Here is a 23,631-nt window from a genome sequence, read left to right as displayed (position 1 = left end):
GAATACCGGTGAATAGATCTTTATATTTCAATCTTTGTGAAGAAAGGCTTTCCATACTTTGCACGAGGGTGGAGCTTAGAGGCAAGCTAAATATTCTGGATTTTCATTTGCATTCAGAAGACTTCTATGTTGGTTTCTTGAATTTGTTATTTGGTTATGCGTTGAAAAATATCAATGCTTCCGCTCAGAATATTGAGGGTATTGATCTAGTTGATGTGGCCGGAAAACTGGTTTTGCAAGTTTCTTCTACTTCAACAAAAGTAAAAATTGAATCAGCCCTAGGCAAGGACTTATCGGCCTATAAGGGGCATAGCTTTAAGTTCATGTCTATATCGAAAGATGCAAAGCACCTAAGAAGCGGCACTTATGCTAACCCCCACGGGTTAATATTTTTGCCTGCGCAGGATGTGTATGATGTGTCCTCAGTACTGAATGAAATACTTCATCTTGATATTGCAAGGCAACAAAAGATATATGATTTTTTAAAGCGTGAATTAAAGGCTGACACCGAAAAGCCGCTTGCAGAGACAAATCTCGCGTCAATTATTAATATAATATCTGAGAAAGACCTGTCCGCAGTTGCGAGCTCCGCGTCGGTGGATGCGTACAATCTAGATGACAAGATTGAGCTTAATAAGCTTGAAGTGGCTGCGGAAATTATAGAGGACTACAAGGTTTATCATCCTCGCATTGAGCAGGTTTATGGTGTGTTTGATGCGGCGGGTAAAAGTAAAAGTAAATCGGTTCTGGATTCGCTTCGTCATACTTACCTTAAGCTTAGTATGACGTTTGGTGGCGATGAGTTATTTTTTAAGATAGTTGAGGCCGTGGTTGAAAGAGTTCAAAGCAGTGGCAATTATGTCGTCATGCCTTTGGACGAATTGGAGCGGAATGTAAATATTTTGCTCGTCGATGCATTTATCAGGTGCAAGGTGTTCAAAGAGCCTAAAGGTGCAAAGAATGTTGCTGCCTGAAAATATTCATCCAAATAATAGCTTGTATCTTGCTGGTGGATTCGTTTTGAAGGCTTTAGAGCCTTTCGAAGAGGCTAAGCTTATGGATTTATATGTTGAGTCCCGTAAGTATCATGATATTCCTATGCCCCTGTTTGTGCTCGCGTTAGACTGGCTGTTTTTAGCAGGCTTAATTTCTCATAATGCTGACGGGAGCATAATTTCATGTTTTTGAAGTCGCTTCATATTGCAAATGACTTTGGTGTCATCAGGAATATCAAATTTCACGCCGGCATGAATCTGATTGTTGACGAGACACCGTCGGACGAAACCCTCATTACCGGCAATAACGTTGGAAAGACAACGGTACTGATGCTTATTGATTTTTGTCTCGGGAGTAGCGCTAAGGGTATATATACTGATCCGGAGAACAAGAAAAACGAAAATGCTGTGGTTAAGCACTTTCTAGTCAATACCAAGGCCTTGGTTACCTTGACGCTCACGCAAGATTTGAATTCCGTTTCCTCAGCGGAGCTTGTAATTGAGAGAAACTTTCTACCTCGAAAACAATTGATAAGAAGGATTAATGGAGCGCAAAAGACCGAGGAAGAATTTGAAGAGTTTTTGACCGAGTATCTGTTTCCTGGTCATTATGGAAAAAAGCCTACGTTTCCGCAGATCATTTCTCATAATATTCGATATAAGGAGCTGAGTGTAACTAATACGCTTAGGACTCTGAATCAATACACGAGAGATGATGAGTATGAATCGCTTTATTTGTTCTTGCTAGGGTGCGATTTTGATCGTGGTGATGCTAGGCAGCGGTTGTTGACTCAGGTCAGAACAGAGTCAGCTTTTAAGTCAAGGCTCGAAGGTACGCAGACTCGTTCTGCTTATGAAGCTTCGCTGTCTTTGATTTTGCTTGATATTGAACAATTAGATCAAAAGAAAGTAACTTTAAAAATCAACAAAAATTTCGAAAATGATCTAAGTCGGCTTGATGAGGTGAAGTTTGAGATCAATCAGAAAACCAGCCTGTTAAGTCGCCTCAAAATGCGCAAGAGCTTAACGGAAGAAGCCGTACTGGAAGTGTCTTCTAGTCATGCAGGAATAGATACTCAACAACTTAAAGATCTTTACAAAGATGTTACTGAGAGAGTCTCTGGGGTGCAAAAAACCTTTGAGGATCTTGTTGTTTTTCATAATGCGATGGTGGAGGAGAAAGCACGATTTATATCTAAGGACATACCGCAGCTGAATGCGAGTATTGCTCAATATGAAAGCGAGATAGCCGCCCTGTTGCTGGAGGAATTAAAGCTTACCCAGGCGGTGTCGAAGAGTGGATCTTTTGCAGAACTAGAGAAAGTGATAGTAGAGAACAACGAGAAATATCGCCAGCGAGGTGAGTTTGAAACGATCATCACTCAGATATCCGAAGTGGAAGGTGTAATAGAAGGATTGAATAAGAGTTTAGCTGGTATAGATGATGAACTGTTTTCTGGCGAATTTGAGGCGGCAATTCAAGCGCAGCTCAATAAGTTTAATAGGCATTTCTCAACGATATCGCAGGAGCTCTATGGTGAACAATACGCATTGAAAGTTGATCGGGTTACTGCTCGTAGCGGTCAGCGCGTGTATAAGTTCAGCTCTTTTAACACGAATTTCAGCTCTGGAAAGAAGCAGGGTGAAATATCTTGCTTTGATATAGCTTATAATCTGTTTGCGGATGAAGAGGGGATTCCATGTCTTCACTTCTTGTTGAACGACAAGAAGGAGTTGATGCATGACAATCAACTTACTAATATTGCGAATCTTGTAGGGCGGCAGAACAAGCATGTCCAGTTTGTGGCTTCTATTCTGAGGGATAAACTCCCAGCAGAACTAAACCAAGAGAAATATTTTGTTGTTAAGCTATCTCAGGATAACAAGCTTTTTAAGATTGAATAAAGCAGTGAGTGATGGCGTAACATATTAAATATTTCTTAGATAAAAAATTTTGCCGTCATCCCCATTAAGTGCGGATGACGGGACAGATATAGAAAAAGAAGAAAGATTTATTTTCCTTGCTGTAAATGGCCTCTCTTGGCCGGCTGTTGCCTCTCGCGACAGGCTGAAAACGGCCAGAAGCGGACTGTCCTCAGCGGCTTAGTAGGCCTCGACTAAGGCTTTAAGGTAGCTACTAGAGGGGATTCATCAAGCGGAGAGGATGCTGAAAGCGCAGCCCACCCGAGGTGGTGATCAGAGCTGCTCAAGGCAAAACACTTTCAGGAGTAGGGGATTAAGGTTTGGGTTCAAGTATCTCGGCTGAAATACCCATATCGCCTAAAGTGCTAATTAGTAGCTCGCGCTTCCTTTTCGCGATTTCTGCCGAAACCTCAGGTGGAATTTCGTAATTTAGACTTAGCCATAATGATTGGAGCACTTTAAGTCCCTCGAATAGTGCCGGCTGGCCATCCTGGATCTTCCTGTGAACCGCTCTAATGATATTTAGCTCTTGGTATTCGCCGCCCACGCTGGGAGATTTTTCGGCTAAGTCAGCAAGGGTTCTATTGGCGTACAAGCGCTTCTGAACTTTGAATGCTCTGTCGATGATAGTTCGCGGCTCCATCGCTTTGCGATATGCATCTTCGCCCCCGATAGAGCCGTCTTGAAGGCCGAACTGGACTTCGAAAAATGACAACATCCCGCTGATGCAGATTGACACTCGCTCGTTCGCTGGTGGGTATTTTGGCGAGGAGATATTGAAATAAGTACAGGACAGAGTGGCCAAGGCCGAGGCCAGCGCATCAAGGCGGCTTCCAGCATTTTTTGCGCCCGGAAGGTCGCCGAAACGCAGCAGCGTCTTGTTGCCAATGGTCATAACAACCATAGCTAGCTTCGTGCCGAAATAGTCCGCCCACATCTCTAGAGCTCGTGACTCTAAGGCTGACTCGTCGCGGTGCTCGTTATGACGATGAAGATAGTGGGCTGTTTCATGCCCTAGTATCAATAAAAGAAGTGCCAGATCATCGAAGGAGTCGACCGCTTTCTCCAGCATTTCCACGGGTAGCTGGATGCGTGCAGTTGGGCCAGATCCTTTGCACGTTGGAGCGAAGCCAGATGTCTCCACACGTAGTTCAAAATGATGTCCAGCCTCAAAGAAATCCTCGATGTCGGCCTTGAACGCATCAATTACATCTTGCCCAGTCAGGGTAGACTCTAAATCGCTCATGGGGAAACTTATGTCCGGTAAATAGGACCAGCTTAACGTTTGTAAATGAAAGTTGTCTTGACAAAACAAATGTCCATTTCTGACCGATTTCTGCCTGTCGCGAAGGGCAGAAATCGGCCAGAAGCGGACATACTCAGTCAATGGTAACAGAGAACTGTTGACTATGCCCTATGGGGCGCAATATCGGGAAACATGCCGGGGCTAATTAGGGGGTGCTGCATTGGATGTATAGAACATCGAAAGAACTTCACCCCAATATCTAGCACACTACCTGTTTAATCACTATCTAAACGTAACAAGTTAATAAAAGGTCGCTAGCAATAAAACAGCGGCCGTTATATTAACCCGAGATTCTTAAATATTTAAGGGATCACCGGGTGTTACGACTTTTCGTGCCTGATGCAGGCTCTTGTTTCTCATTAGAGTCACGAACAATAAAACTGACGGAACTTTCAAGTCTCAGCCCAGATCTAATTGACTCAGGCCATTCTTGCATGGCTTGTTGAGCTTTGATGACCTGCTGCGCCAATACACTTGACTTTTTCATGTTCCCCGCTCCGTATTCAGTCTGCTGAGAGTTTAACATCCAGTTTCGCAAGAAGGTTTGGAATTTCACGACCGACTATCAGTTGTTCAAGCTGAAGGTAGGTGTCGATATACCGAACGATACGGGGCTGATGACCCATTTCCCGCCAGTCTACGGCCCTCCCATCGTCATCTTTACGCGGCCGACTCGGCTCAAAAATTTCTTGATACTGACGTGGGGCGATGCCTTGGAACGGCTCAAAATTCACCTGGGTTCTCGATGCGGTCGGGGCATCAATGCTAATCGAGTCCTGATGTAACTGCTTGGCTTTGCTCTTCGGATACGGCTCGATATAAACGACACGCTTGATACCACTCGCCACAATATGCCGAGCACACATATGGCAGGGAAATGTCGTGCAGTACAGCGTCGCTCCAGCGACGGACACCCCTAGGCGCGCCGCTGACATCAGCGCAGCCATTTCAGCGTGAACGCTCCTGCCGAACTCTAGAATATTCATGATCCTACTGTTTTTAAGTATTTTTTTGTCTGTCCCAGAAATCAAATTTTGTACCAGTGAGCTAATATCTTTTTCTGTTGCCTTGGCGGAAAGTAAGCCATTTGTATTTAGGCGCTCGAGCATTTCTCCCAAAACCTGTACCCGCTCGTCTGCCATTGAGTCGACACCTTTTTGGAAATCACGAGCGTCATCTTTATCCCCCGGCCAATACAAATCGCCTCCGGACTTAGGGACGTCGTTGCATCCTACTGCGATAATATCTCCCTCTGGTTTCAAGATAGCAGCACCAACTTGTCGGTTAAGATCTGCTGACCGCAGCGCGGCAGATCTAGCGTGATATATGCCATGCTCGTCGCGTGAGGGTGTGAGGAAGGAATTCCCAAATATGAGTTGTAGAAAACGACCTATCTGAAAATCTACGGTTGATTTGTACCTCCCGTCAACAAAAAGGTCAGCTAAGGGAAAAGCATCTTTTACATCTTGGCCGAGAGGGATGCTTTCTTCCTGTTCATCCTTTTGAACTAATGCCTCGGCAATGGCACGTGGGTTAGTTCCCACTCCAAACTGGGATCTGCTTATTTTTTCAGATAAGGCGTTTACGCGGACATCGCGAGGTGAGTAGACCGAAATAAGAAAAAATCCTTTTCCATACACGGCCCGGAGCATTTCAACTTCTTTAGGATGCTTCAATGACCTCAAAATAAACGCGTGTCTTGAGGGCTTCCCACCGCTGTGGTCATCTCGAAGTTGGCGGATTGCTGCTAATCCCAGCATCGCTACTGCGGCGCCCTCGTTACCCTCAACCCTGAGTCTCGTTCCCGCGTCCATGAGCGCAGTTATGCGTTCAGCTTCAGGCTTCGAGTTGTGAGAAATATCAAAAAAGCTTTCTATCTGTTCGCTGAGCCTCACGACATGAGGAGTGTACTCGAGGCCATTAAGCTGGCTTTTCAATACCGCGATAACGGGGTCAAGGTTTACGCCAATCGGCCCTACTAACCCAAAGACCAGTTCGGGGTCTTTCTTGGGAGTTAAAGAGGAGACCTCCACTTCGGCGGGCGAGCCCTGATCAAGTTTTCGCCGATTTCGGCTTCTGCCTTCTGTGGATTTTTCGGCCATCACATCACCAAATTTTTGGTTTTATCGGTCTGAAGGATGCGTCAAAGGAGAGCAGGATGACTTATCGGTTTACGGCGCCTGTGTCTCCAACCTTTACCTTAGCTAGTTTTTCTCACATATCCTGTTGCCGGAAGGCGAATTACCATCGGCTGAGAGATTCTTTCGCTTCGGTGCTTCCAAACCTCGAAAGCACTCAGTCATGAACGGCTGCTACCGGCCCGAAGAGGCCGTTCAGGTTACTCACCCTAGACCCTATGAGACCGAGCAACTTCAATTCGTGGTCAGCCACATCGAGTTGTGAGCTTGATCCGCACTGCCTGGGGAAGGCGACACAGAAACTAGCTATGGTCTCCATTGGTGAGAGTGAATCTAACCAAAAGACGTGTTATCTCCTGAGACTGAGCAGGGCTTGTTCTAGTGTCCCGATGCCCGCCTCGACTTGAGCGACTGACTCCTTGATCCGGTCCAAGGACACGTGCGGGTCAAGGCACGCCGCTTCTAGGCTGCGACAGCATTGAACCAGATGCTCGCCCTTGACCACTCGCGCCGCGCCTTTAATGCGATGTGCTAATTCCGCAAGCTTGTCGATCTCGCCCTCCAGCAGTAACGCAGACATCAGCTGAGAGTCTTCGCGATTGCTCCTGATCAGTTCATCAAGGATCTGTCGAATCTTCATCGGTTCGCTGCTGATGAGGTGTTCCAGCGGACCAAGGTCAACCAATTGCACCGAGTCGGGAACCATGACCAATTGTTCCGTTGAGGGTTGTTCGGTTTCGTCGACCTGGTGATGTCCCAACAGGTGCGCGTCCAGTTCATCCACGCTGATCGGCTTAATCAAACAATCGTTCATCCCTGCAAGAATGCACATCTCCAGTTCTTCAGGTTGGGCATCGGCAGTCAAACCGATGATCACGGTCGGTTCGAGCGCGTTTTCCCGTTCTTCTCGTCGAATGGCGCGCGTCAGTTCGGCGCCATTCATGATGGGCATGTGGCAATCGGTGATGATTACGTCGAACGCATTGATGTTCCAGGACTCATAGGCCTGTTGGCCATTCTCGGCCTCGGTGACATCGTGCCCCAGGTACTTTAATTGTTGAGACAGTACCTGACGATTGACCTGATGGTCGTCCACGACCAACACCTGCAAGCGATAACGCTGTCTGGGTTGTGGTGGGGCCAGCAGTGGGGCGAGTCTGATACGTTCCAACACCTGAACGCGTAACTCAATGTTGACCTGTGTGCCCCGGCCCAGCGCGCTGCTCATGCTCAACTGGCCGCCCATCATTTCGCAGAGTGAGCGGCATATCACCAGGCCCAGGCCGGCCCCTTCGGTGTGTTGCACATTGCGCTGTACCTGGGCGAAGGGGCGAAACAGCCGTTGCTGGTCAACGGAACTGATTCCGACGCCGGTGTCTTCAACGCTGAGACTGACATGGAGTTGGTTGTTGTCGATCAAAGCACCGACGATGCTGAGCTTGACCGTGCCTTCCTCAGTAAACTTGATCGCGTTGCTAATCAGGTTGGAGAGGATCTGTTTGAAGCGCAGGGCATCAACCAGCACATCGCAGTTGATGTTGGAGTCGATTTCCAGCATCAGGCGCAAGCGTTTCTGTCGAGCCAATCCTTCGAAGACGCGGGCCACCGACTCGACTAGCTCGCGCAGGTTGGCGCGATTGGGCGTGAGGCTCAAACGCCCTGATTCTATACGAGCAATGTCGAGAATATCGCCAATCAGCTCCAGCAGGCTTTTCGCCGAGGTATGGGCAATTTCAATGCTGGCACGATCAATGGGCTCGTGCGTGGCGCGCTTGAGCGCCAACTCCAGAATGCCGATCACAGCGTTCATGGGCGTGCGGATTTCATGACTCATGGTCGCCAGGAAACTGGTCTTGGCTCGGCTGGCGCTGTCCGCCTGACTCTTGGCTTCTTGCAGTTGATGCACCAGTTGGCGGTGTTCGCTGATGTCCAGCCAGCCGCAGATAACGCCCTTGATGATGCCCTGGCAGTCGTGGAACGGTTGCACCCAATGGCTGATCGACACGGCTTTGCCTTGCAGTTCAATGATCTGCACCGACTCGTGGATCTGACCGTCGCTCAAGGCGTTGTGGTAATCGTGATCAAATTCGGGCGGGCTCTTGAAGTGCTCTGAGGGTAAGTCCTTCACGGCCTTGTTCAGTACCTGCTCTTTGCTCAAGCCAACGCTTGCGAGGAAGCGACGATTGCACGACAGGATAAGACCATTGGCATCGCAAACGTACAGCGGGGGCGGCATGCAGTCAGTCAAGGTTTCGACAAATTGCAGTTGATCGTTGAGCATGTGCTCGGCCTTAAGCCGGGCATTGATCTGTCGGCGCAGATAGAGCACCCAGGCCAGCACCAGCAACAATAGCAACCCCGCAATGATGACAATCTGGCGGATCATGCGCTCGTAGTCGACCCACGTTTGTCCGCTCATGCCTGGGGGGGAGCGCCAGCGGTTGGCAATCGCGCTGAGCTCATCCGGGCCCAGGGTCTGTAATACCTTATCGATGATGGACTGTAGCTCTGCATCACTGCGGCGCAATGCAAAATTGACCGTGCTGGGGCCCAGATCCAGTACATGGTTAATGACCAATTTGTCGCGAAACAGACGCTCGGTATAGTACCGCGCCGCAGGCAATGCAATCACTGCCGCATCGGCCTTGTTTTCATAGAGCAGGTTCATCGAGTCCAGCGTGCCGCCCGCTTCGATCACGATGGCTTCAGGGTAACGCTTGCGCAGTTGCGGTATCGCCACGTGGCCACTGGGAATGGCCACGCGCTTGCCGACCAGACTGTCCAGGTTGCCTCGTTGATCTGCGTTGCTGAGTAACACGAAGGGGCCGTCGATGACCGGCCTGGAAAAGCGCAAGGACTCTTCACGTTCAGGGCTGGGGGTCATCAGGGCCAGCTCGGCTTCGTCCTTGAGCAAGGTGTTGATGATTTGCGGGTAACCGCCGCTGCGCGAGATCACCTGAAAATGCAGCCCGGTGCTCAGGGTAATGACCTCAAGAAGATCGGCCACGCTACCGGAAAAAATCCCGTTGGCATCGAAAAATGCACCGGGGGCCATGTCGTCATTGATCACCAGTCGAGCCACCGGATGGCGCTCGATCCAAAGCATCTGTTGCGAGGTGAGGTCGATGGGCTCTTCGTCGGGAATGTAGCTGTTGCCGACCCAACGCTTGGCCATGTTGATCAGTTGGTTGTCGCCGATGGACACAATGGCGACGTTGACCAATTGCTGCAAGCGCGTGTTATCTGCGCGCAAGGCGTAGCTATAACCGCTGATGGGCAGATCACTGAAGCGTTCGAAACGCATATAGCCGTAGAACGAGCGGTTAATTTGGTAATAGGCGCTGTACAAATCGTCGACGTACACATCTGCCTGACCAAAGGCGGCGGCTGCTATGGCCTGATCATGGCTGCCATAGACCTTCAGATCAGACCGTGGATAGCGTTGTTGTAACTCCTGCAGATGGTCGCCGGTGACTGCTACCCGCAAGCCCGCCAGGTCGGTGGGCGAGTCGCGGTGTTCAGTGCTGCGCTTGAACACCGCCAACCGATCACGGGCGTAGGGGATGCTGGAAATCAGACCTTGGCTCGCCTCGTAGCTGCCATGGCGGGTGATGACATCGATGGTGCCCGCTTGCAGGGACTGCTCAGCGGCCAGGGAGGTGGCAAATGGCACGATTTTGATTTTTAGGACCAGCATTTGAGCCACGAGGGCCGTTACATCTGCGCTGATACCTTCGTACTGATTGCTCTGTGCATTGACTGAGAACGGTGCCGACTCGTCAGGTGATACGCCAACCCTGAGTTCGGCCTTTTGGCGCAGCCACTGCCAGTCCTCTTCAGAAATCCCGATGTCCTGTCGCTGGATGTGTAGCTGGCTGGAAAGCGTCTGCGGCGCCAAAGACGGCGTTGCGGCCTCCGCCAGGGAATTGAATGACAGCGTGCACAAGACCAGCCAGAAAAGGCGTAAATACATCGGGAAGGGACCGAATGAGTCTGAGAGGGCTGGAGCCAGTCGCGTGCAGGAGGGCCATCCAGGGAGGCAACGGGATGTACCAGAGTTGTCGTGGCTGGCGCGATTATAGTTCAAAGCCATTGCCTTTAGTCTTCGGTCCTACTCTTGAGACCAGCTTGGTCCTACAGTAGTCGATAAAATGGCTTTCCGGCATGGGCCGGGCGAACAGGTAGCCTTGGGCAATCGTGCAGCCCAGCTCGATCAGGCGGCGTTGTTGTTCGGCGGTTTCTACCCCCTCGATGACTAACGAGATGTTCAGCGCCTGCGCCAGTGCCACCGAACAACTGATGATCGCATCACTTCTGGGGTGGCTTTGCATTTTGTGGACAAACGCCCGATCCAGTTTGATCTCGCTGAATGGCAATTCGCTGAGTCGATCCAATGAGGAGTAACCGGCGCCAAAATCATCCATCGCCAGACCGCAACCGAGAATGCGCAGTCGCACCAGATTCTCAAGGCTACTGGCCGGTGCGCTGAGCAGGCCCGACTCGGTGATCTCAAAGATCACGCAGGTCGCAGGCACTTGCGCGCGCTTGAGCATCACCGGAATGCGTTCAGTCAAAGCACTGCAAGCCAGCTGAGACGGGTGCAGGTTGAACGCAAGGTTGATCGTCAAGCCCTGCGCGGCCAGACGCCGGTGCAGAGCCAGCCCTTGTTCAAACAGATGCCAGAACATTCTGTCGATCAGGTTGTGCTGCTCCATCACGGGTAAAAAGTGTGCAGGGGCCAGGACTCCCCACTGCGGGTGCACCCAGCGTGCGAGGACTTCGGCACCGACCAGCGTTTGCCCTTGCAGGTTGATTTTGGGTTGGTAGTAGGCCTCGAACGCGCCGTTGTCCAAGCCTTGCAGCACGTCGTTCAATGTTGGCATTTCAGCCGGTAACAGCGATCGTGGCGCGGCGTTGCAGTGTGTCCTGTACCGCTTGACCAGTTGTTTGAACCCGTCAATGTTGAACGGTTTGCCCAAATCACCGAGAAAGGTCAGGCCAAGGCAGTGGATCATCAACACAGTGGCCTGACGCAAGATGGGGTCCAGTCCGCTGCACAGCACAACGGCACGCACTTTGCCGCTGCTGGTGGCATGGCGCAGGAAGGCCAGGCCATCCATGCCGGCCATTTTCAGGTCGCACAAAAGAATATCCACATGCGCGCAGCCCGCCAGGGCCAAGACGGCCTCATTGCCGTCGGCTGCTTGCAGAACCGTCCCGAGCATCAGCTTTTCGAGCGCGGTCACAGTGACCAGTCGCTGGAAGGGCTCATCCTCCAGCACCAAAACTGTCAAGGTTTGCATCGCTCATCTACACCTAAAGGAGGGAGGTCAGTGTGGGAGTGGTTTTTTGGCACCTAAATGGGAAATGTCCGACATGGCCTGGGAAATTTCCGAAGCTATGCTTCGTGAAGTCTTACGCTCCGCTCGACTTGGCTAATAGTGTTAGCCTTGACCGCTTCAAGCTGTACCGTTCAGTAGCAAGTGCGTTCAAGAGGTTAAAGACACCATGCATAGCGTTCTCATTGTTGACGATCACCCGGTGATTTTACTTGCGGTAAGCGTTCTGCTGGAAAAAAACGGCATGCGCGTGGTGGGTGAGGCGAGCAATGGCCTTGATGCTGTTCGGTTGGTGCGTGAGCTGACCCCGCAGGTGGTGGTGCTCGACATTGGTATTCCAAAACTCGATGGCTTTAGTGTGATTACCCGCATCAAGGCCCTGAATGTTCGCACTGAGATTTTGATCCTGACCTCACAGCCGGCAGACTCGGTATGCCGACGTTGTATCCAGTTGGGTGCCCGCGGTTTTATCAATAAAGAAGAAGGTCTGGACAAGCTGATCACTGCTATTAAAGCCGTAGACGCTGGTTATACTTTTTTTCCTTCGCTGGCCTCGGACAGTGTCAGTTCGGCAGATCAACTGACCGAACTCAAGCAAATTCAATCGTTGACGGATCGGGAATTGACGGTATTGCAGTACCTGGCCCATGGCTTTTCAAATAAGCAGATTAGCGAAAAGTTATTCCTTAGCAATAAGACCATCAGCACCTATAAGACCCGTCTATTGCAAAAGATCGGTGTTGCTTCGTTGGTGGATCTGGCTGAGTTCGCCAAGCGCAATTCGCTGACTGTCTGATCGTGCCTGAAATCATGTAGGAAATTTCCTAGCCGGTCTTCGGTAACGTCCTACGTACTTCGACATTCCTAACTCGTATGCTGGCCCTGGCTCGATGATTACGCGATATCTGAGCTTCGAGAGCTTCACTGAGCTCCCGATAGGACAGAACACCAACTTAGGAATGTAAAATGAAATTCGCAAAACTGGCTATCGTTACTGCGTTGATGTTAGGTGTTGCCTGTGGCGTACAGGCTGAAGATGAAGACCCCGTCCAGAATGTTGATCAGGGCCACGGTAAAATTACCTTTACCGGCGCTGTTATTGACGCTCCTTGTTCTATTGATCCGAACTCTGCCGATCAAACCGTTGAGTTGGGTTCGATATCTAACGTGTCTCTGGCAAGCAGCGGTAACTCTGAGCCGAAACCTTTTGAAATCCGCCTGGAAAAGTGCAGCCTGACGACCGCTAAAACGGTCAAGACAACGTTCGATGGTCCGGCCGGTTCAGGTGGGTTGCTAGGTATCACCGGCGATGCTAGCGGTGCTGGCATTGCAATTACTGATGGTAACGGTGCGCAGATTGTTCTGGGGACCGCGACAGCCGGCCAACTCGTTAGCGTAGGTGCTACTAACGCAACTCTGGCGTTCAGTGCTTATCTCAAAGGTAACGGTGGCGCTGCAGACACAATCATTCCTGGTGAGTTCAGCAGCGTGGCTAACTTCATGCTGTCCTACAACTAAATAGATGGTTTATGCATGTGGGAAGTCTTTCCACATGCATTTTTATCTGTTTTAGGATTAGTCGTCTGATCGCTTGCGGCCTTCTAGGGTTGTGCTGATAAGTGATAGTCCGATATTTGCATTCTGTGAGCTGATTAACTGCTCGGCAGTGAGAATGCGCGCGTTGAGTTATTTCTATTATGAATGGTGATCGTAAATCAACGTTGGGTGTTCGAATGTTAAATAGACAGGTGTCTTCTTAAAGATGATATTTGATAGTCGGATAGAAATAGAGCTTCACAGAATTTATGTGTATGCACATGTTTATGTGCTGCAGTTGGCACGCAGTGGCCAAATTGTTACAGCTTCGGGAAGCATTTCGCAGTTATAGGCTTGGTCAAGGTCAGTGGTGCTTGAACGGCCCATGGTCTGGTGCTGACGGGCAGCTCGTCGTCGGCCAGGGTGTTTTGTGTTCGTTTTGGGCCTTTTGGTCTGCGGTGGAGTGTGGCCAGGCACAACTATTTTTTTTGAAAATAGTTGGCGTGTGTGCGGCGCGAACAAAAATTTAATTGGATAAGTTAAGTATGAGGGCGCCAAACTGGACGCTGTTACCTTTTTGCTCGCGCGTACTTGGCACTTTTATAGTCTGCGCATTTAGCGGTGTCGGGTTTTATGCGGTCGCGGAAGAAATACAGTTCAATACTGATGTTCTAGATGTTAAAGATCGCGAGAATATTGATTTGAGCCAGTTTTCCCGTGGCGCGTATATTATGCCGGGCGATTACACGATGCTTGTGCGTATTAACAGGCAGGAACAGCCTGAGCAGTCTGTGGTTTTTTACCCCTCAGAGCAGGATGCCAGCGACAGTGTGGCGTGTCTCAGTCCGACGCTGGTCGATCAGTTCGGTTTGAAGCCGCAGATCACTAAAAAACTCATGTGGTGGCATCAGGGACAATGCCTGCTGCTTGAAAGTCTTCCAGGGGCGACAGCACGTGCTGAACTAGCAACTTCCAGCCTCATAGTGAGCGTACCGCAGGCCTATCTGGAATACGCCATAGACAGCTGGGATCCGCCCTCGCGTTGGGACGAAGGAATCCCCGGCCTGTTCGTCGACTATTACATGAACGGCCAAAGCCAGCGCGAGGAGCATGGTGGTGGTACCTCCTACGGCCTGAGCGGCAATGGCACGGTGGGCGCCAACATGGGCGCTTGGCGCTTGCGTGCCGACTGGCAAACGCGGCTGGATCATCGGAGCAATGGCCAGGGCTCGAGCAATAGCTGGGACTGGAGCCGTTACTACGCATACAAGGCTATTCCAGCCCTCGGGGCGCAGGTTTCGCTGGGTGAGAACTTCCTGTATTCCGATATTTTTGACAGCTTTCGTTTTACCGGTGTCAGCCTGATCACCGATGACAGCATGTTGCCGCCTAACCTGCGCGGTTATGCCCCGGAAGTTGCAGGCGTTGCTCGTACCAACGCTAAAGTGGTGATCAGCCAGCAGGGCCGGGTTTTATATGAAACTCAAGTTGCCTCGGGGCCGTTTCGTATTCAAGACATTAATGATGCCGTTTCTGGGCAATTGGATGTGCGGATAGAGGAGCAAGACGGCAGCGTACAGTCGTTCACTGTCGAAACCGCCAGTGTTCCTTACCTGACAAGGCCAGGCGCCGTGCGTTACAAGGTCAGTAGCGGCCAACCCTCAGACTTCAGCCATAGTACCGAAGGGCAACTGTTCATCGCTGGAGAGGCTTCGTGGGGGGTGAGTAATGGGTGGTCGCTTTACGGAGGAGGTGTAGACGGCGGTGATTACAAAGCCCTGGCTTTAGGCATGGGACGTGACTTGATGACATTTGGGGCATTGTCGTTTGACATTACCCAGTCGCGGGCCCGACTGCCTCAAACGGAGCAAAACACATTGAGCGGCGCCTCTTATCGGCTGCGCTATTCGAAGAACTTCGACAAGTACGACAGTCAAGTGACCTTTGCCGGGTATCGTTTCTCGGAGGAAGACTACATGTCCATGACCGATTATCTGGATGCCCGTAACTTTGGCACACGTAATGAAAACAGCAAAGAGCTATATAACGTCAGTTTCAGGCAGAACTTTCGCGACAGCGGGTTGAGTACCTACCTCAACTATGATCACCAGACTTATTGGAATACCAAGGCCAACGATCGATACACCTTTACCTTGTCCAAGAACTTCAGCTTTGGTCAGTTCAGGGCACTAAACCTGTCGATGACGGCGTACCGCAACAAGTACAACGGTTCCAATGATGACGGCATGTACCTCTCGCTCTCAATACCACTGGGTGGAGGTAACAGTTCTGTCAGCTACAGCGGCAGCTACGATCGTGATGCAAACAGTCATCAGGTGGGCTACTACGATCGTCTCGAAAATGGCGACAGTTATCAGCTTAATGGCGGCAGAAACAGTAACGGTTCCACCGCCAGTGGCTTCTACAGCCATGACGGCACTCTGGCCCGGGTCAATGCCAATAGCAGCTATCAGGAGGGCCGTTATGCGTCGGTCGGTATGTCGCTGCAGGGCGGGGCTACCGCGTCCGCGAAGGGGGCCGCGTTGCACCGCTCGAACATGATTGGCGGTACTCGAATCCTGGTCGACACCGATGGCGTCGCAGACATTCCGATCTCGGGGTATGGCGCCTCCGTTCGCACTAACCGATTTGGTAAAGCCGTGGTCACCGACGTCAACAGTTATCACCGCAACCAGGTCAGCATTGACCTTAACAAATTGCCGGAAAACGCCGAAGTGGCGCGCTCGGTGACACAAGCCACTCTGACTGAAGGGGCTATTGGCTATCGCCGGTTTGAGGTAGTGGCCGGTGAGAAAGCAATGGTGGTCATCCAGCTGAGCGATGGTTCCACCGCACCTTTTGGTGCCACGGTGAAAAACTCCAAGGGCCAGAAAGTGGGCCTTGTGAGCGACGATGGCAGCGTCTACCTCAGCGGCATTCAACCCGGTGGGGAAATGAGCGTGTATTGGAATGGTGAAGCGCAGTGTGCGCTGCAGATGCCAGCCCAGATTTCCGAGGGCGACATGGCAGATCTGGTATTGCCTTGCACACGGATATCTGCCAGCGATTCGCCAATAAAAAGCTGAGTGGGCGCCGTACTGCAAGACACCTGCCGCATGTTCGGCAGGCTAGCGTGACGTTCCTTTTGGCGGATTTTCTTTTTTTTTACAGTGACGCAAACGGTGGGCAACTAAAGATGAACATACAGAGTAATCCTCTCTTGAGCGTGGTTGGCGGCCTGCTGTTGAGCATGCTGGGCCTGCAACAGGTGCAAGCTGCCGTGTCGCTGGATCGGACCCGGGCGGTGCTTAACGGTGGAGACAAGTCCATCAGCCTCAGTATCAGCAATGAAAACAAAACGCTTCCTTATCTGGCGCAAGGCTGGGTGGAAGATGAGCAGGGCAATAAGATCACCAGCCCCTTGACCGCACTTCCGCCTCTGCAGCGCCTGGAGCCTGGGGCCAAAAGCCAGATCAAGGTACAGGCCATGCCGGCCGCCAATCTGTTAGTGCAGGACCGCGAGACGCTGTTCTATTTCAACCTGCGTGAAATCCCGCCCAAGAGCGATAAACCCAACACGTTGCAGTTGGCATTGCAGACACGCATCAAGCTGTTTTATCGGCCCAAAGCCCTGGGCGCAACCATGGGGATGGTGCCCTGGCAGGAACAACTGACGCTGAAGAAGCAGGGTGACAAATACCAGGTGAATAACCCGACGCCGTATTACGTGACGATAGTCGACGCTGACAGCAAACCCGGCAGCACCGGCGCGGAGGGGTTCGAACCGATCATGTTGGCGCCAAAGAGTAACGAAACGCTGAACCTGAGCGTTTCCGTGCTGGGCCCGACTCCGGTACTGACCTATGTCAATGACTATGGCGGTCGCCCGCAACTGCAGTTCACCTGCATGGGTGAGGACTGCAAGGCCAAGCCCGTCAAGCCAAATTGATGACCGGTGCTGGGGTGTCATGAAGCAATGAAGGAGCCAAACATGCAACAGCGAAAAAAAGCCGACACCGCTTTGTCTCTCCACGAGTGGCAATCCCTGTGGGTAAAGCCGGCGGTGGTGCGAGTGGCACCGCTACAGCCGGTTGCCCCAGCTGAAGATAACGCCTATGTGGACATTGTTAAGGGTGTGTTGCGTGTGCATGACGCGTTCACGGGAAGTGCCTGTCGGCTGGAAATGCCCTCGACGCAATGGGCTATGGGGCAGGGAGATATGGGTCGCAACCGATTGGCGCAGGCCTGTTCAGCCCAACCGTGTTTGCGAACTGACTATGAGTAACGTGAGCAGTGTGGCCAATGAAACTGTACACCGGTATGTGCGCCGTGCCTTGTGCGTTGCTTTGGTTGCGCTGGTAGCTGCAGTTCAGTCGGTCATGGCGTCCTCATCCAGCACCATCGATGTGACGGTGATCCTCACGGCGCCGCCGTGCACGGTTAACAACAATGGCATTGTGATAGTCGACTTCGGCAGCGATGTGCAGACCACCCTGGTAGACGGCAGCTATAAAGTGATGCAAGTGCCTTACTCACTGCAGTGCCCGGCGGGGGGGGGCAAGGCGATGGGTATCCGGATAGAAGGAACGGGGGCCGCGTTTGATCGCAATGTGTTGGGGACCAATATCAGCAATTTTGGCATTGCAATATTGAATGGTGGTACTCGGCTGCCTATCAACAGCTCGAAGGAATTCACCTATCCGAACTGGCCGAAACTTTACGCGGTGCCGGTCAAACGTAACGGTGCCACGCTGAGTGGTGGTGTCTTCTCTGCGATAGCGACCATTAGGGTGGAATACCAGTGAACAGGTATAACGTGACGAAATTTTATATGGGCATGCTGCTGTTTCTGGTGAGTGGCATCTTGAGTGCAGCAGATTGGGAGGTTGATAACCTGAGATTCCGCGGCACCCTGATTGAGTCAATACCGTGCAAGGTGAGTAGCAATAACATTATTGTCGTTGACTTCGGCAGCGACGTGCAGACCACCCTGGTGGACGGCACCTATAAAAAAATGCAAGTTCCGTACTCCGTGCAATGCCCGGCGGGAGCCCCCACTGCGATGAGTATCCGGATAGAAGGCTCGGGCGCCGCGTTTGACAGTAAGGTGTTGCTCACCAATATCACTGACTTCGGCATTGCAATATTAAATGATGACACTCGACTACCTATTAACAGCTCCAAGGAATTCACCTACCCGAACTGGCCGAAACTTTACGCAGTGCCGGTCAAACGTAACGGCGCCACGCTGAGTGGCGGTGTCTTCTCTTCGATCGCGACCATGAGGGTGGAGTACCGGTGACCGGGTCTAAGGTGTCGAAACGGTATGCAGGCATGTTGCTTTTTCTGGTCAGTGGCATCTTGAGCGCCGCCGACTGGGAGACAGATAACGTGAGGTTGCGCGGCACGTTGATTGAGTCACCGCCGTGCACCATCAACCAAGACGGCAAGGTGGATGTGAATTTTGGTACTCGGGTAGGCGTGAAAAAAGTGGATGGCGTGAACTACAAGCAAGTGATGAATTACGAAATCACCTGCGATCCGAGTTCCATTGCCAGCGACATGACGCTGGAAATCATGGGTATACCGGCGGATTACGATCCTGCGGCAGTGACCAGCAACGTGAATGATTTGGCGATCCAGATCCAGCAAAACGGCGTTCCTTTTGAGTTGAACAAGCCGATTCCCATCAGTCAGACCAGTCCGCCGAAGCTGTACGCCGTACCAGTCAAACGGGCGGGCGCAGTCTTGGTAGAGGGACCATTCGAGGCCACGGCGACCCTGCGGGCGGTGTACCAATGAGCCGGAGCAAGAGGCATCTCTATGCACTGCCGCTGGTGTTGATGCTTAACCAGACGGCGCAGGCCGAGAATGTTCGGCTACACGGCGCCTTGGTGGCAGAACCTTGTGTGATTGCGCCTGGAAGCGAGAGCGTGACACTGGACTTTGGCACGGTGACAGACAAGTACCTGTATACCAACCAGCGAACTCGCGGCCAGACGTTTGACATTCGCCTGACGGAATGCGACGCGAGTCTGGGTAAAACCGTGAAGGTGGCCTTCAGCGGTATTGAAAACCCAAATCTGGACGGGTTACTGGCGGTTGCGGGTGGCAGCCAGGCCAACGGTATTGCTATCGGAATGGAAACCCTCGCCGGCCAGAAACTGCCGCTGAATAAGCCCGGTGAAGGCTTCCGGCTGGTCAACGGCAGCAACACCCTGACGATGTTGGCCTTTGTGCAGGGCGAACCGCAGGCGATAGCCAGCAAGAGCATCGAGCGTGGACCTTTCAGTGCTATCGCCACCTTTAGCCTGGAATATGAGTAAGGCCGAGAGTGACTGGTTGGTGGCGTATGTCTGGCTGGGCAAACGACGCCGACATGCTCCTCCAAATGCGGATGTTTGGCACCTGCGTTTCCATTGGCCACAACAAGGTGAGGCGTTGTATCGGCAAGTGCGTGGCGGTAATTATCGCCTGCAACCGATGCAGGTATATCGGGGCCATGACCGCAGTTGGGTACAGTGGTGCGCACAAGACGCCCTGGTGCTGAAATGGGTTGCACTGCAGGTGGAAAATCGGTTGCCGATGCATGAACGCTGCGCCCATATCAAAGGGCGGGGCGGGGGAAGGCAGTCGGTGAATGAAGTTTGGCGGGCACTAGCCTCGGGGGACTTTCCATTCGTCTATCGCACGGATATTCGCGGTTATTACCGTCATATCCGCAAGGAGCAATTGCTGAGTCTTGTGCGCCAGCACGTTGATGATCCAGCGCTTACTGACCTTGTCGAGCAGTATCTGTATTACAGCGTCGAGGACGGCGGGGATATTTTTACGCCTGAGAAAGGGATATGTCGGGGTTGTGCGCTCAGTCCGCTCATGGGGGCTGCGCTGCTGTACCACGTGGATGGCCATTTTGCTGCCGTGAGGGGCATCTTTTATGCGCGCTATATGGACGATTTTGTGCTGCTAACCCGCACGCGTTGGCAACTGCGACGCTGTGTAAAACACCTGCATGAGTTTTTTAACCAGGGTGGTTTTGAAACGCATCCGGACAAAACCCAACTGGGAAGGATAGAACATGGATTTGACTGGCTGGGCGTATGGTTCACCCCCACGGGGACCTCCATTGCGCCTCGCGCGTTAGAAAACCATCGTGCACAACGGTTGCGGCTTTACGAGCAAGCCCGACGGAGGGGACTGTCAGCGACAGACGCCGACGCGCGGGTGCAAGCGTATTTGACACGGTGGAACATATGGGCAATGCAGATGTTGGGATGATCGATCCTTCTCTCATCCGCTCGGCCCAAGCCGCATGGTCCGTGTGGGCTGACTCGCGGACATGAGACCAGCCCGCCGACGAGGCTCTCGGACTCCACCCATGAGACCCACGGGGCCTGTCGAAAGACCCCAGAGAGGTACCAACATGCAACGGCCACACAAGTTTCTCCTCCTCGCCCTCGCCCTGGTGATCACAACACCCCCGGTCCAGTCCGCCCAGATGCATGTGAAGGCGGTGAAACAACAATCGCCCTACGAATACGGATGGGAGATCACGTCCGCGCAAATCAGCCCCAACGAGATTCGGCGGGCCTGGATCGGGTACCACATCTACGGACCCGAGCTACGGATGCTCTTCACCGCCTGGTCCGGGCGGTGCACATCTGAGTCCCCCACCCCCCCGGACTGTCTGCATGGCCTGATGCCAACCGGTGGGAATTGCTCGACCGCAGACCAGGCGATGCAAGTGTTCCAACAAATAGTAGGGCGCGGGATCAGAACCTATATGCCAAGTCCTCCCACCTCCGCCTCCCTCTCTTGTGGTGAACCCCCATACAATAATTACTATGGATGGGTCCTTCAGGCCAACCTCATCGCGACACCAATACCGACCTCGTGCACTACCTCCGACGCACAACTTACGATCCGCGGACGTGTTGGTGAACGTGCGAAAGCGTCAACGAACTTGAACATTCAATGTGACTCGCCTGCGACACTCCGCCTAACCCTAACTGAGGGGGGGCTGGTCAACATAGGGGGGGAGGGCGAGGTGCGACTGTTATTCGGAAAAAACGGCAGGGACGTCCTAGACGTAAGCGGGACCGCCCCCCTCGTGGAAATAGAAGGGGAGCTAATCAAGTCTCCAACCACCGCGGGTACATATCGGGGATCTTCTGTGCTACGCCTTGACATTTTGTAGATCCACAGGTCACAAACCGCCCATACGGCATTGCGATCTATTGGGGTGTATGGGGGAGACACCGACGCCTACGAGTTGGCGAGGCTCCGAACTACTCGACATGCCCCGCTCGGCTAGGACAGCCTTGACATCCGCCCAACCGTGGCCACCGAGAACTTGCGGCGAAGTTAGCCCTAGCGCTTCTATCTTTATCCAACTCTCAGGAACATCCTTGGAGAACAAACGCTACAGGAGGGGAATATCTGATTTTCGTTTGCCCACAAACCCAGAGTGGTCGTGATTTAAAGGTTTGATGATGTCGGTTCCTTAGATTATGCGCGCGGCTCATCTGAATCGCTCTTAGTGGTATCGACCGCCGTCTGCTCGTTGTAGCCAACGAACATCGATTTGTTGGGCTAGGCACAAAACAAGAAAAGACTGACGGAGGCTTTTAAGTGCCTTAAAAATATAAAAGCATGTTTGTAACCTTTGAAGTCTTGGCTCAATAAAAACTTTACAAAATAATTACCTTTTATTGGGTGTTTTAGTTGTTGAAGATTTCAATCAACTGAAATTAAACGTTTTCTTTATAGTTGTTATTCGCACGGCAATGAAGAGGTGTTTACAACGTATGTAAGGCAGCAACACGCTTCAAGCCACAAGCTGGAAGTTAAAAAAACCGCGCTTCGGTCCACGAAGCGCGGTTTTTTTTGTTTTCGCTGGTAGCTAAAGGCTTGACGCTTAACGCTGGGCAAATCGCAACATATCCGCATTCACCTGCGCTTTATGCGTATCCGTCAGCCCATGGGGAGCCCCTGGGTAGACGATCAGTTCGGCGTGTTCGATCAAGCGTTTGCTCTCAAGCCCCGCGGCCTGGATCGGCACGATCTGGTCGTCGTCGCCATGGATGATCAGGGTAGGGATGTCGAATTTCTTCAGGTCCTGGCGAAAGTCGGTTTCCGAGAAGGCCTTGATGCTGTCGAGGGTGTTTTTATGGCCGCCCATCATGCCTTGCATCCAGAATGTGTCGATCAGCCCCTGGGACGGTGTGGCGCCGGGGCGGTTGAAGCCGAAGAATGGGCCGCCGGCAACGTCCTTGTAGAGTTGCGAGCGGTCGGCGATGGAGCCGGCACGGATGCCGTCAAAGACTTCGATTGGCAGGCCCTTGGGGTTGGTCTCGGTTTTCAGCATCAGCGGCGGCACCGCTGAAATCAGCCCGGCCTTGGCCAGTCGTTGAGTGCCGTGCCGGCCGATATAGCGGGCGACTTCACCGCCGCCGGTGGAGAAGCCGAAGAGAATCACGTTGTTCAGGTCCAGCTGTTCGATCAGTTCGGCGAGGTCGTCGGCGTAGTGATCCATGTCATTGCCGTCCCACGGCTGGCTGGAGCGTCCGTGCCCACGTCGATCGTGGGCGATGGCGCGAAAGCCATTGTCGGCAAAGTGCAGCATCTGTGATTCCCAGCTGTCACTGGAGAGCGGCCAGCCATGGCTGAAAACTACCGGTTGCCCACTGCCCCAGTCCTTGTAGTACAGGGTGTTGCCTTCGCGAGTCGTGAGAGTAGCCATGTCGATCGTCTCCAATGAATGCTCAGGGAATGAGGCTTAGGGCTGTGCCGCCAGGAACTCTGCGGTGGACACCACGCTGGCGTAGGCAAAACCCAGGGCCGACATGAAGGCGGCGTGCACCTGGGCGGCGGGTACCACCTGGCCGTTGAATTCCAGGTCGCGGGACGCGCAGGCGTCGTGGATCACCGTGACGTTGTAGCCAAGGTCCGCCGCAGCGCGCGTGATGCCGTCGATGCACATGTGGCTCATGCTGCCGACCACCACCAGGCTATCGATGCCTTGCTGGTCGAGGATTGACTGTAGTTCGGTTTCGCGGAACGAGTTGACGAAGTGCTTGAGCACCACCGGCTCGTCGCTGCGATTCAGCACCTTGGGGTGCAACTTGGCGCCATCGGAGCCGGGGGTGAAGAACGGGGCGTCACTGGAAGTGAACTCGTGGCGGATGTGCACCACCGGGTGGCCGGCTTCGCGGAACGCCTGGAGCAGTCTTACCGCGTTGTCGGCAGCGGCATCGGCGCCGACCAACGGCCATTTACCCTGGGGGAAGTAGTCATTCTGGATATCGACTACGATGAGTGCTTGCTTGGCCATGGGTGTTTCCTCTGGAGTGGGTGTGGGCGCCAGTATTGCCGCGCACGGACGCTACGAGGAT

At 52.5% G+C, this 23,631-nt stretch carries 20 protein-coding genes; 13 read left to right on the top strand and 7 right to left on the bottom strand.

The genetic code is table 11. The annotated features are described in order from the left end of the window. Window positions 1-8: 8 nt before the first annotated feature. From ACM6IP_RS13925 to ACM6IP_RS13915, 3 genes are read left to right on the top strand one after another with little or no spacing between them, the layout of a single operon-like run. Window positions 9-974: an ABC-three component system protein gene (locus ACM6IP_RS13925; protein WP_414861691.1), complete on the top strand. Its 966-nt coding sequence runs from the start codon at window positions 9-11 to the stop codon at window positions 972-974. Beyond that, window positions 961-1,188, top strand: a complete 228-nt coding sequence (locus ACM6IP_RS13920) for an ABC-three component system middle component 6 (protein WP_414861690.1) — start codon at window positions 961-963, stop codon at window positions 1,186-1,188. Before ACM6IP_RS13925 ends, ACM6IP_RS13920 begins: the two co-directional genes overlap by 14 nt. Further along, on the top strand, window positions 1,179-2,900 hold the full coding sequence (locus ACM6IP_RS13915) for a DUF2326 domain-containing protein (RefSeq protein ID WP_414861689.1): 1,722 nt from the start codon (window positions 1,179-1,181) through the stop codon (window positions 2,898-2,900). Before ACM6IP_RS13920 ends, ACM6IP_RS13915 begins: the two co-directional genes overlap by 10 nt. Before the next feature lie 331 nt (window positions 2,901-3,231). Here the strand turns inward: ACM6IP_RS13915 and ACM6IP_RS13910 are convergent, their stop codons facing one another. The 5 genes from ACM6IP_RS13910 to ACM6IP_RS13890 form a co-directional block, all read right to left on the bottom strand. Continuing rightward, window positions 3,232-4,164, bottom strand: a complete 933-nt coding sequence (locus ACM6IP_RS13910) for a hypothetical protein (protein ID WP_414861688.1) — start codon at window positions 4,162-4,164, stop codon at window positions 3,232-3,234. A 370-nt stretch (window positions 4,165-4,534) separates the two neighbouring features. Next, a complete protein-coding gene (locus tag ACM6IP_RS13905) occupies window positions 4,535-4,711 on the bottom strand; it encodes a hypothetical protein (RefSeq protein WP_223588973.1) in 177 nt (58 codons plus the stop codon). A gap of 16 nt (window positions 4,712-4,727) precedes the next feature. Further along, window positions 4,728-6,326: an anti-phage dCTP deaminase gene (locus ACM6IP_RS13900; RefSeq protein ID WP_414861687.1), complete on the bottom strand. Its 1,599-nt coding sequence runs from the start codon at window positions 6,324-6,326 to the stop codon at window positions 4,728-4,730. A 385-nt stretch (window positions 6,327-6,711) separates the two neighbouring features. Further along, window positions 6,712-10,335: a response regulator gene (locus ACM6IP_RS13895; protein ID WP_414861686.1), complete on the bottom strand. Its 3,624-nt coding sequence runs from the start codon at window positions 10,333-10,335 to the stop codon at window positions 6,712-6,714. Window positions 10,336-10,438: 103 nt separating this feature from the next. Next, window positions 10,439-11,665, bottom strand: coding sequence for an EAL domain-containing protein (locus ACM6IP_RS13890; RefSeq protein ID WP_414861685.1), 1,227 nt, complete (start codon window positions 11,663-11,665; stop codon window positions 10,439-10,441). Window positions 11,666-11,870: 205 nt separating this feature from the next. Between ACM6IP_RS13890 and ACM6IP_RS13885 the strand changes: the two genes are divergently transcribed. The 10 genes from ACM6IP_RS13885 (at window position 11,871) to ACM6IP_RS13840 (ending at window position 20,515) form a co-directional block, all read left to right on the top strand. Then, on the top strand, window positions 11,871-12,497 hold the full coding sequence (locus ACM6IP_RS13885; RefSeq protein WP_414861684.1) for a response regulator: 627 nt from the start codon (window positions 11,871-11,873) through the stop codon (window positions 12,495-12,497). Window positions 12,498-12,667: 170 nt separating this feature from the next. Then, window positions 12,668-13,219: a fimbrial protein gene (locus ACM6IP_RS13880; protein ID WP_414861683.1), complete on the top strand. Its 552-nt coding sequence runs from the start codon at window positions 12,668-12,670 to the stop codon at window positions 13,217-13,219. A gap of 548 nt (window positions 13,220-13,767) precedes the next feature. After that, window positions 13,768-16,323: an outer membrane usher protein gene (locus tag ACM6IP_RS13875; RefSeq protein WP_414861682.1), complete on the top strand. Its 2,556-nt coding sequence runs from the start codon at window positions 13,768-13,770 to the stop codon at window positions 16,321-16,323. Between the two features lie 110 nt (window positions 16,324-16,433). Continuing rightward, complete coding sequence (locus ACM6IP_RS13870) at window positions 16,434-17,186, top strand: fimbria/pilus periplasmic chaperone (protein WP_414861700.1); 753 nt, start codon at window positions 16,434-16,436, stop codon at window positions 17,184-17,186. Window positions 17,187-17,228: 42 nt separating this feature from the next. Next, a complete protein-coding gene (locus ACM6IP_RS13865) occupies window positions 17,229-17,522 on the top strand; it encodes a hypothetical protein (RefSeq protein ID WP_414861681.1) in 294 nt (97 codons plus the stop codon). Beyond that, window positions 17,515-18,042, top strand: coding sequence for a fimbrial protein (locus ACM6IP_RS13860; protein ID WP_414861680.1), 528 nt, complete (start codon window positions 17,515-17,517; stop codon window positions 18,040-18,042). The genes ACM6IP_RS13865 and ACM6IP_RS13860 overlap by 8 nt, the downstream gene beginning before the upstream one ends. 26 nt (window positions 18,043-18,068) lie before the next feature. Continuing rightward, window positions 18,069-18,539, top strand: a complete 471-nt coding sequence (locus tag ACM6IP_RS13855) for a fimbrial protein (protein WP_414861679.1) — start codon at window positions 18,069-18,071, stop codon at window positions 18,537-18,539. Between the two features lie 32 nt (window positions 18,540-18,571). Next, window positions 18,572-19,039, top strand: a complete 468-nt coding sequence (locus tag ACM6IP_RS13850) for a fimbrial protein (protein WP_414861678.1) — start codon at window positions 18,572-18,574, stop codon at window positions 19,037-19,039. Then, window positions 19,036-19,563: a fimbrial protein gene (locus ACM6IP_RS13845; protein WP_414861677.1), complete on the top strand. Its 528-nt coding sequence runs from the start codon at window positions 19,036-19,038 to the stop codon at window positions 19,561-19,563. Before ACM6IP_RS13850 ends, ACM6IP_RS13845 begins: the two co-directional genes overlap by 4 nt. Continuing rightward, window positions 19,556-20,515 carry a reverse transcriptase domain-containing protein gene (locus ACM6IP_RS13840; protein ID WP_414861676.1) on the top strand — a complete coding sequence of 320 codons (960 nt, stop codon included), beginning with the start codon at window positions 19,556-19,558 and terminating at the stop codon, window positions 20,513-20,515. Before ACM6IP_RS13845 ends, ACM6IP_RS13840 begins: the two co-directional genes overlap by 8 nt. Before the next feature lie 1,639 nt (window positions 20,516-22,154). On the opposite strand, the gene ACM6IP_RS13835 is transcribed toward ACM6IP_RS13840, so the two are convergent. Beyond that, complete coding sequence (locus tag ACM6IP_RS13835; RefSeq protein WP_414861675.1) at window positions 22,155-22,979, bottom strand: alpha/beta fold hydrolase; 825 nt, start codon at window positions 22,977-22,979, stop codon at window positions 22,155-22,157. Between the two features lie 36 nt (window positions 22,980-23,015). Further along, entirely contained in the window at window positions 23,016-23,570 is a 555-nt protein-coding gene (locus tag ACM6IP_RS13830) for a cysteine hydrolase family protein (protein ID WP_414861674.1), read from the bottom strand. Between the last annotated feature and the right edge of the window lie 61 nt (window positions 23,571-23,631).

The sequence above is a fragment of the Pseudomonas sp. IT-P176 genome, assembly GCF_949767245.1.
GTDB lineage: Bacteria > Pseudomonadota > Gammaproteobacteria > Pseudomonadales > Pseudomonadaceae > Aquipseudomonas.
The sequence above is the reverse complement of the archived record's forward strand: the minus strand, read 5'-3'. Positions and strand labels throughout refer to the sequence as shown.

What these genes read in the sequence shown, in the direction of transcription:
- ACM6IP_RS13830 (WP_414861674.1), bottom strand. Translation starts at nt 23,570, where the DNA reads ATGGCCAAGCAAGCACTCATCGTAGTCGATATCCAGAATGACTACTTC.
- ACM6IP_RS13905 (WP_223588973.1), bottom strand. Translation starts at nt 4,711, where the DNA reads ATGAAAAAGTCAAGTGTATTGGCGCAGCAGGTCATCAAAGCTCAACAA.
- ACM6IP_RS13835 (WP_414861675.1), bottom strand. Translation starts at nt 22,979, where the DNA reads ATGGCTACTCTCACGACTCGCGAAGGCAACACCCTGTACTACAAGGAC.
- ACM6IP_RS13885 (WP_414861684.1), top strand. Translation starts at nt 11,871, where the DNA reads ATGCATAGCGTTCTCATTGTTGACGATCACCCGGTGATTTTACTTGCG.
- ACM6IP_RS13900 (WP_414861687.1), bottom strand. Translation starts at nt 6,326, where the DNA reads ATGGCCGAAAAATCCACAGAAGGCAGAAGCCGAAATCGGCGAAAACTT.
- ACM6IP_RS13920 (WP_414861690.1), top strand. Translation starts at nt 961, where the DNA reads ATGTTGCTGCCTGAAAATATTCATCCAAATAATAGCTTGTATCTTGCT.
- ACM6IP_RS13865 (WP_414861681.1), top strand. Translation starts at nt 17,229, where the DNA reads ATGCAACAGCGAAAAAAAGCCGACACCGCTTTGTCTCTCCACGAGTGG.
- ACM6IP_RS13845 (WP_414861677.1), top strand. Translation starts at nt 19,036, where the DNA reads ATGAGCCGGAGCAAGAGGCATCTCTATGCACTGCCGCTGGTGTTGATG.
- ACM6IP_RS13880 (WP_414861683.1), top strand. Translation starts at nt 12,668, where the DNA reads ATGAAATTCGCAAAACTGGCTATCGTTACTGCGTTGATGTTAGGTGTT.
- ACM6IP_RS13895 (WP_414861686.1), bottom strand. Translation starts at nt 10,335, where the DNA reads ATGTATTTACGCCTTTTCTGGCTGGTCTTGTGCACGCTGTCATTCAAT.
- ACM6IP_RS13855 (WP_414861679.1), top strand. Translation starts at nt 18,069, where the DNA reads ATGGGCATGCTGCTGTTTCTGGTGAGTGGCATCTTGAGTGCAGCAGAT.
- ACM6IP_RS13850 (WP_414861678.1), top strand. Translation starts at nt 18,572, where the DNA reads ATGTTGCTTTTTCTGGTCAGTGGCATCTTGAGCGCCGCCGACTGGGAG.
- ACM6IP_RS13915 (WP_414861689.1), top strand. Translation starts at nt 1,179, where the DNA reads ATGTTTTTGAAGTCGCTTCATATTGCAAATGACTTTGGTGTCATCAGG.
- ACM6IP_RS13890 (WP_414861685.1), bottom strand. Translation starts at nt 11,665, where the DNA reads ATGCAAACCTTGACAGTTTTGGTGCTGGAGGATGAGCCCTTCCAGCGA.
- ACM6IP_RS13840 (WP_414861676.1), top strand. Translation starts at nt 19,556, where the DNA reads ATGAGTAAGGCCGAGAGTGACTGGTTGGTGGCGTATGTCTGGCTGGGC.
- ACM6IP_RS13860 (WP_414861680.1), top strand. Translation starts at nt 17,515, where the DNA reads ATGAGTAACGTGAGCAGTGTGGCCAATGAAACTGTACACCGGTATGTG.
- ACM6IP_RS13910 (WP_414861688.1), bottom strand. Translation starts at nt 4,164, where the DNA reads ATGAGCGATTTAGAGTCTACCCTGACTGGGCAAGATGTAATTGATGCG.
- ACM6IP_RS13870 (WP_414861700.1), top strand. Translation starts at nt 16,434, where the DNA reads ATGAACATACAGAGTAATCCTCTCTTGAGCGTGGTTGGCGGCCTGCTG.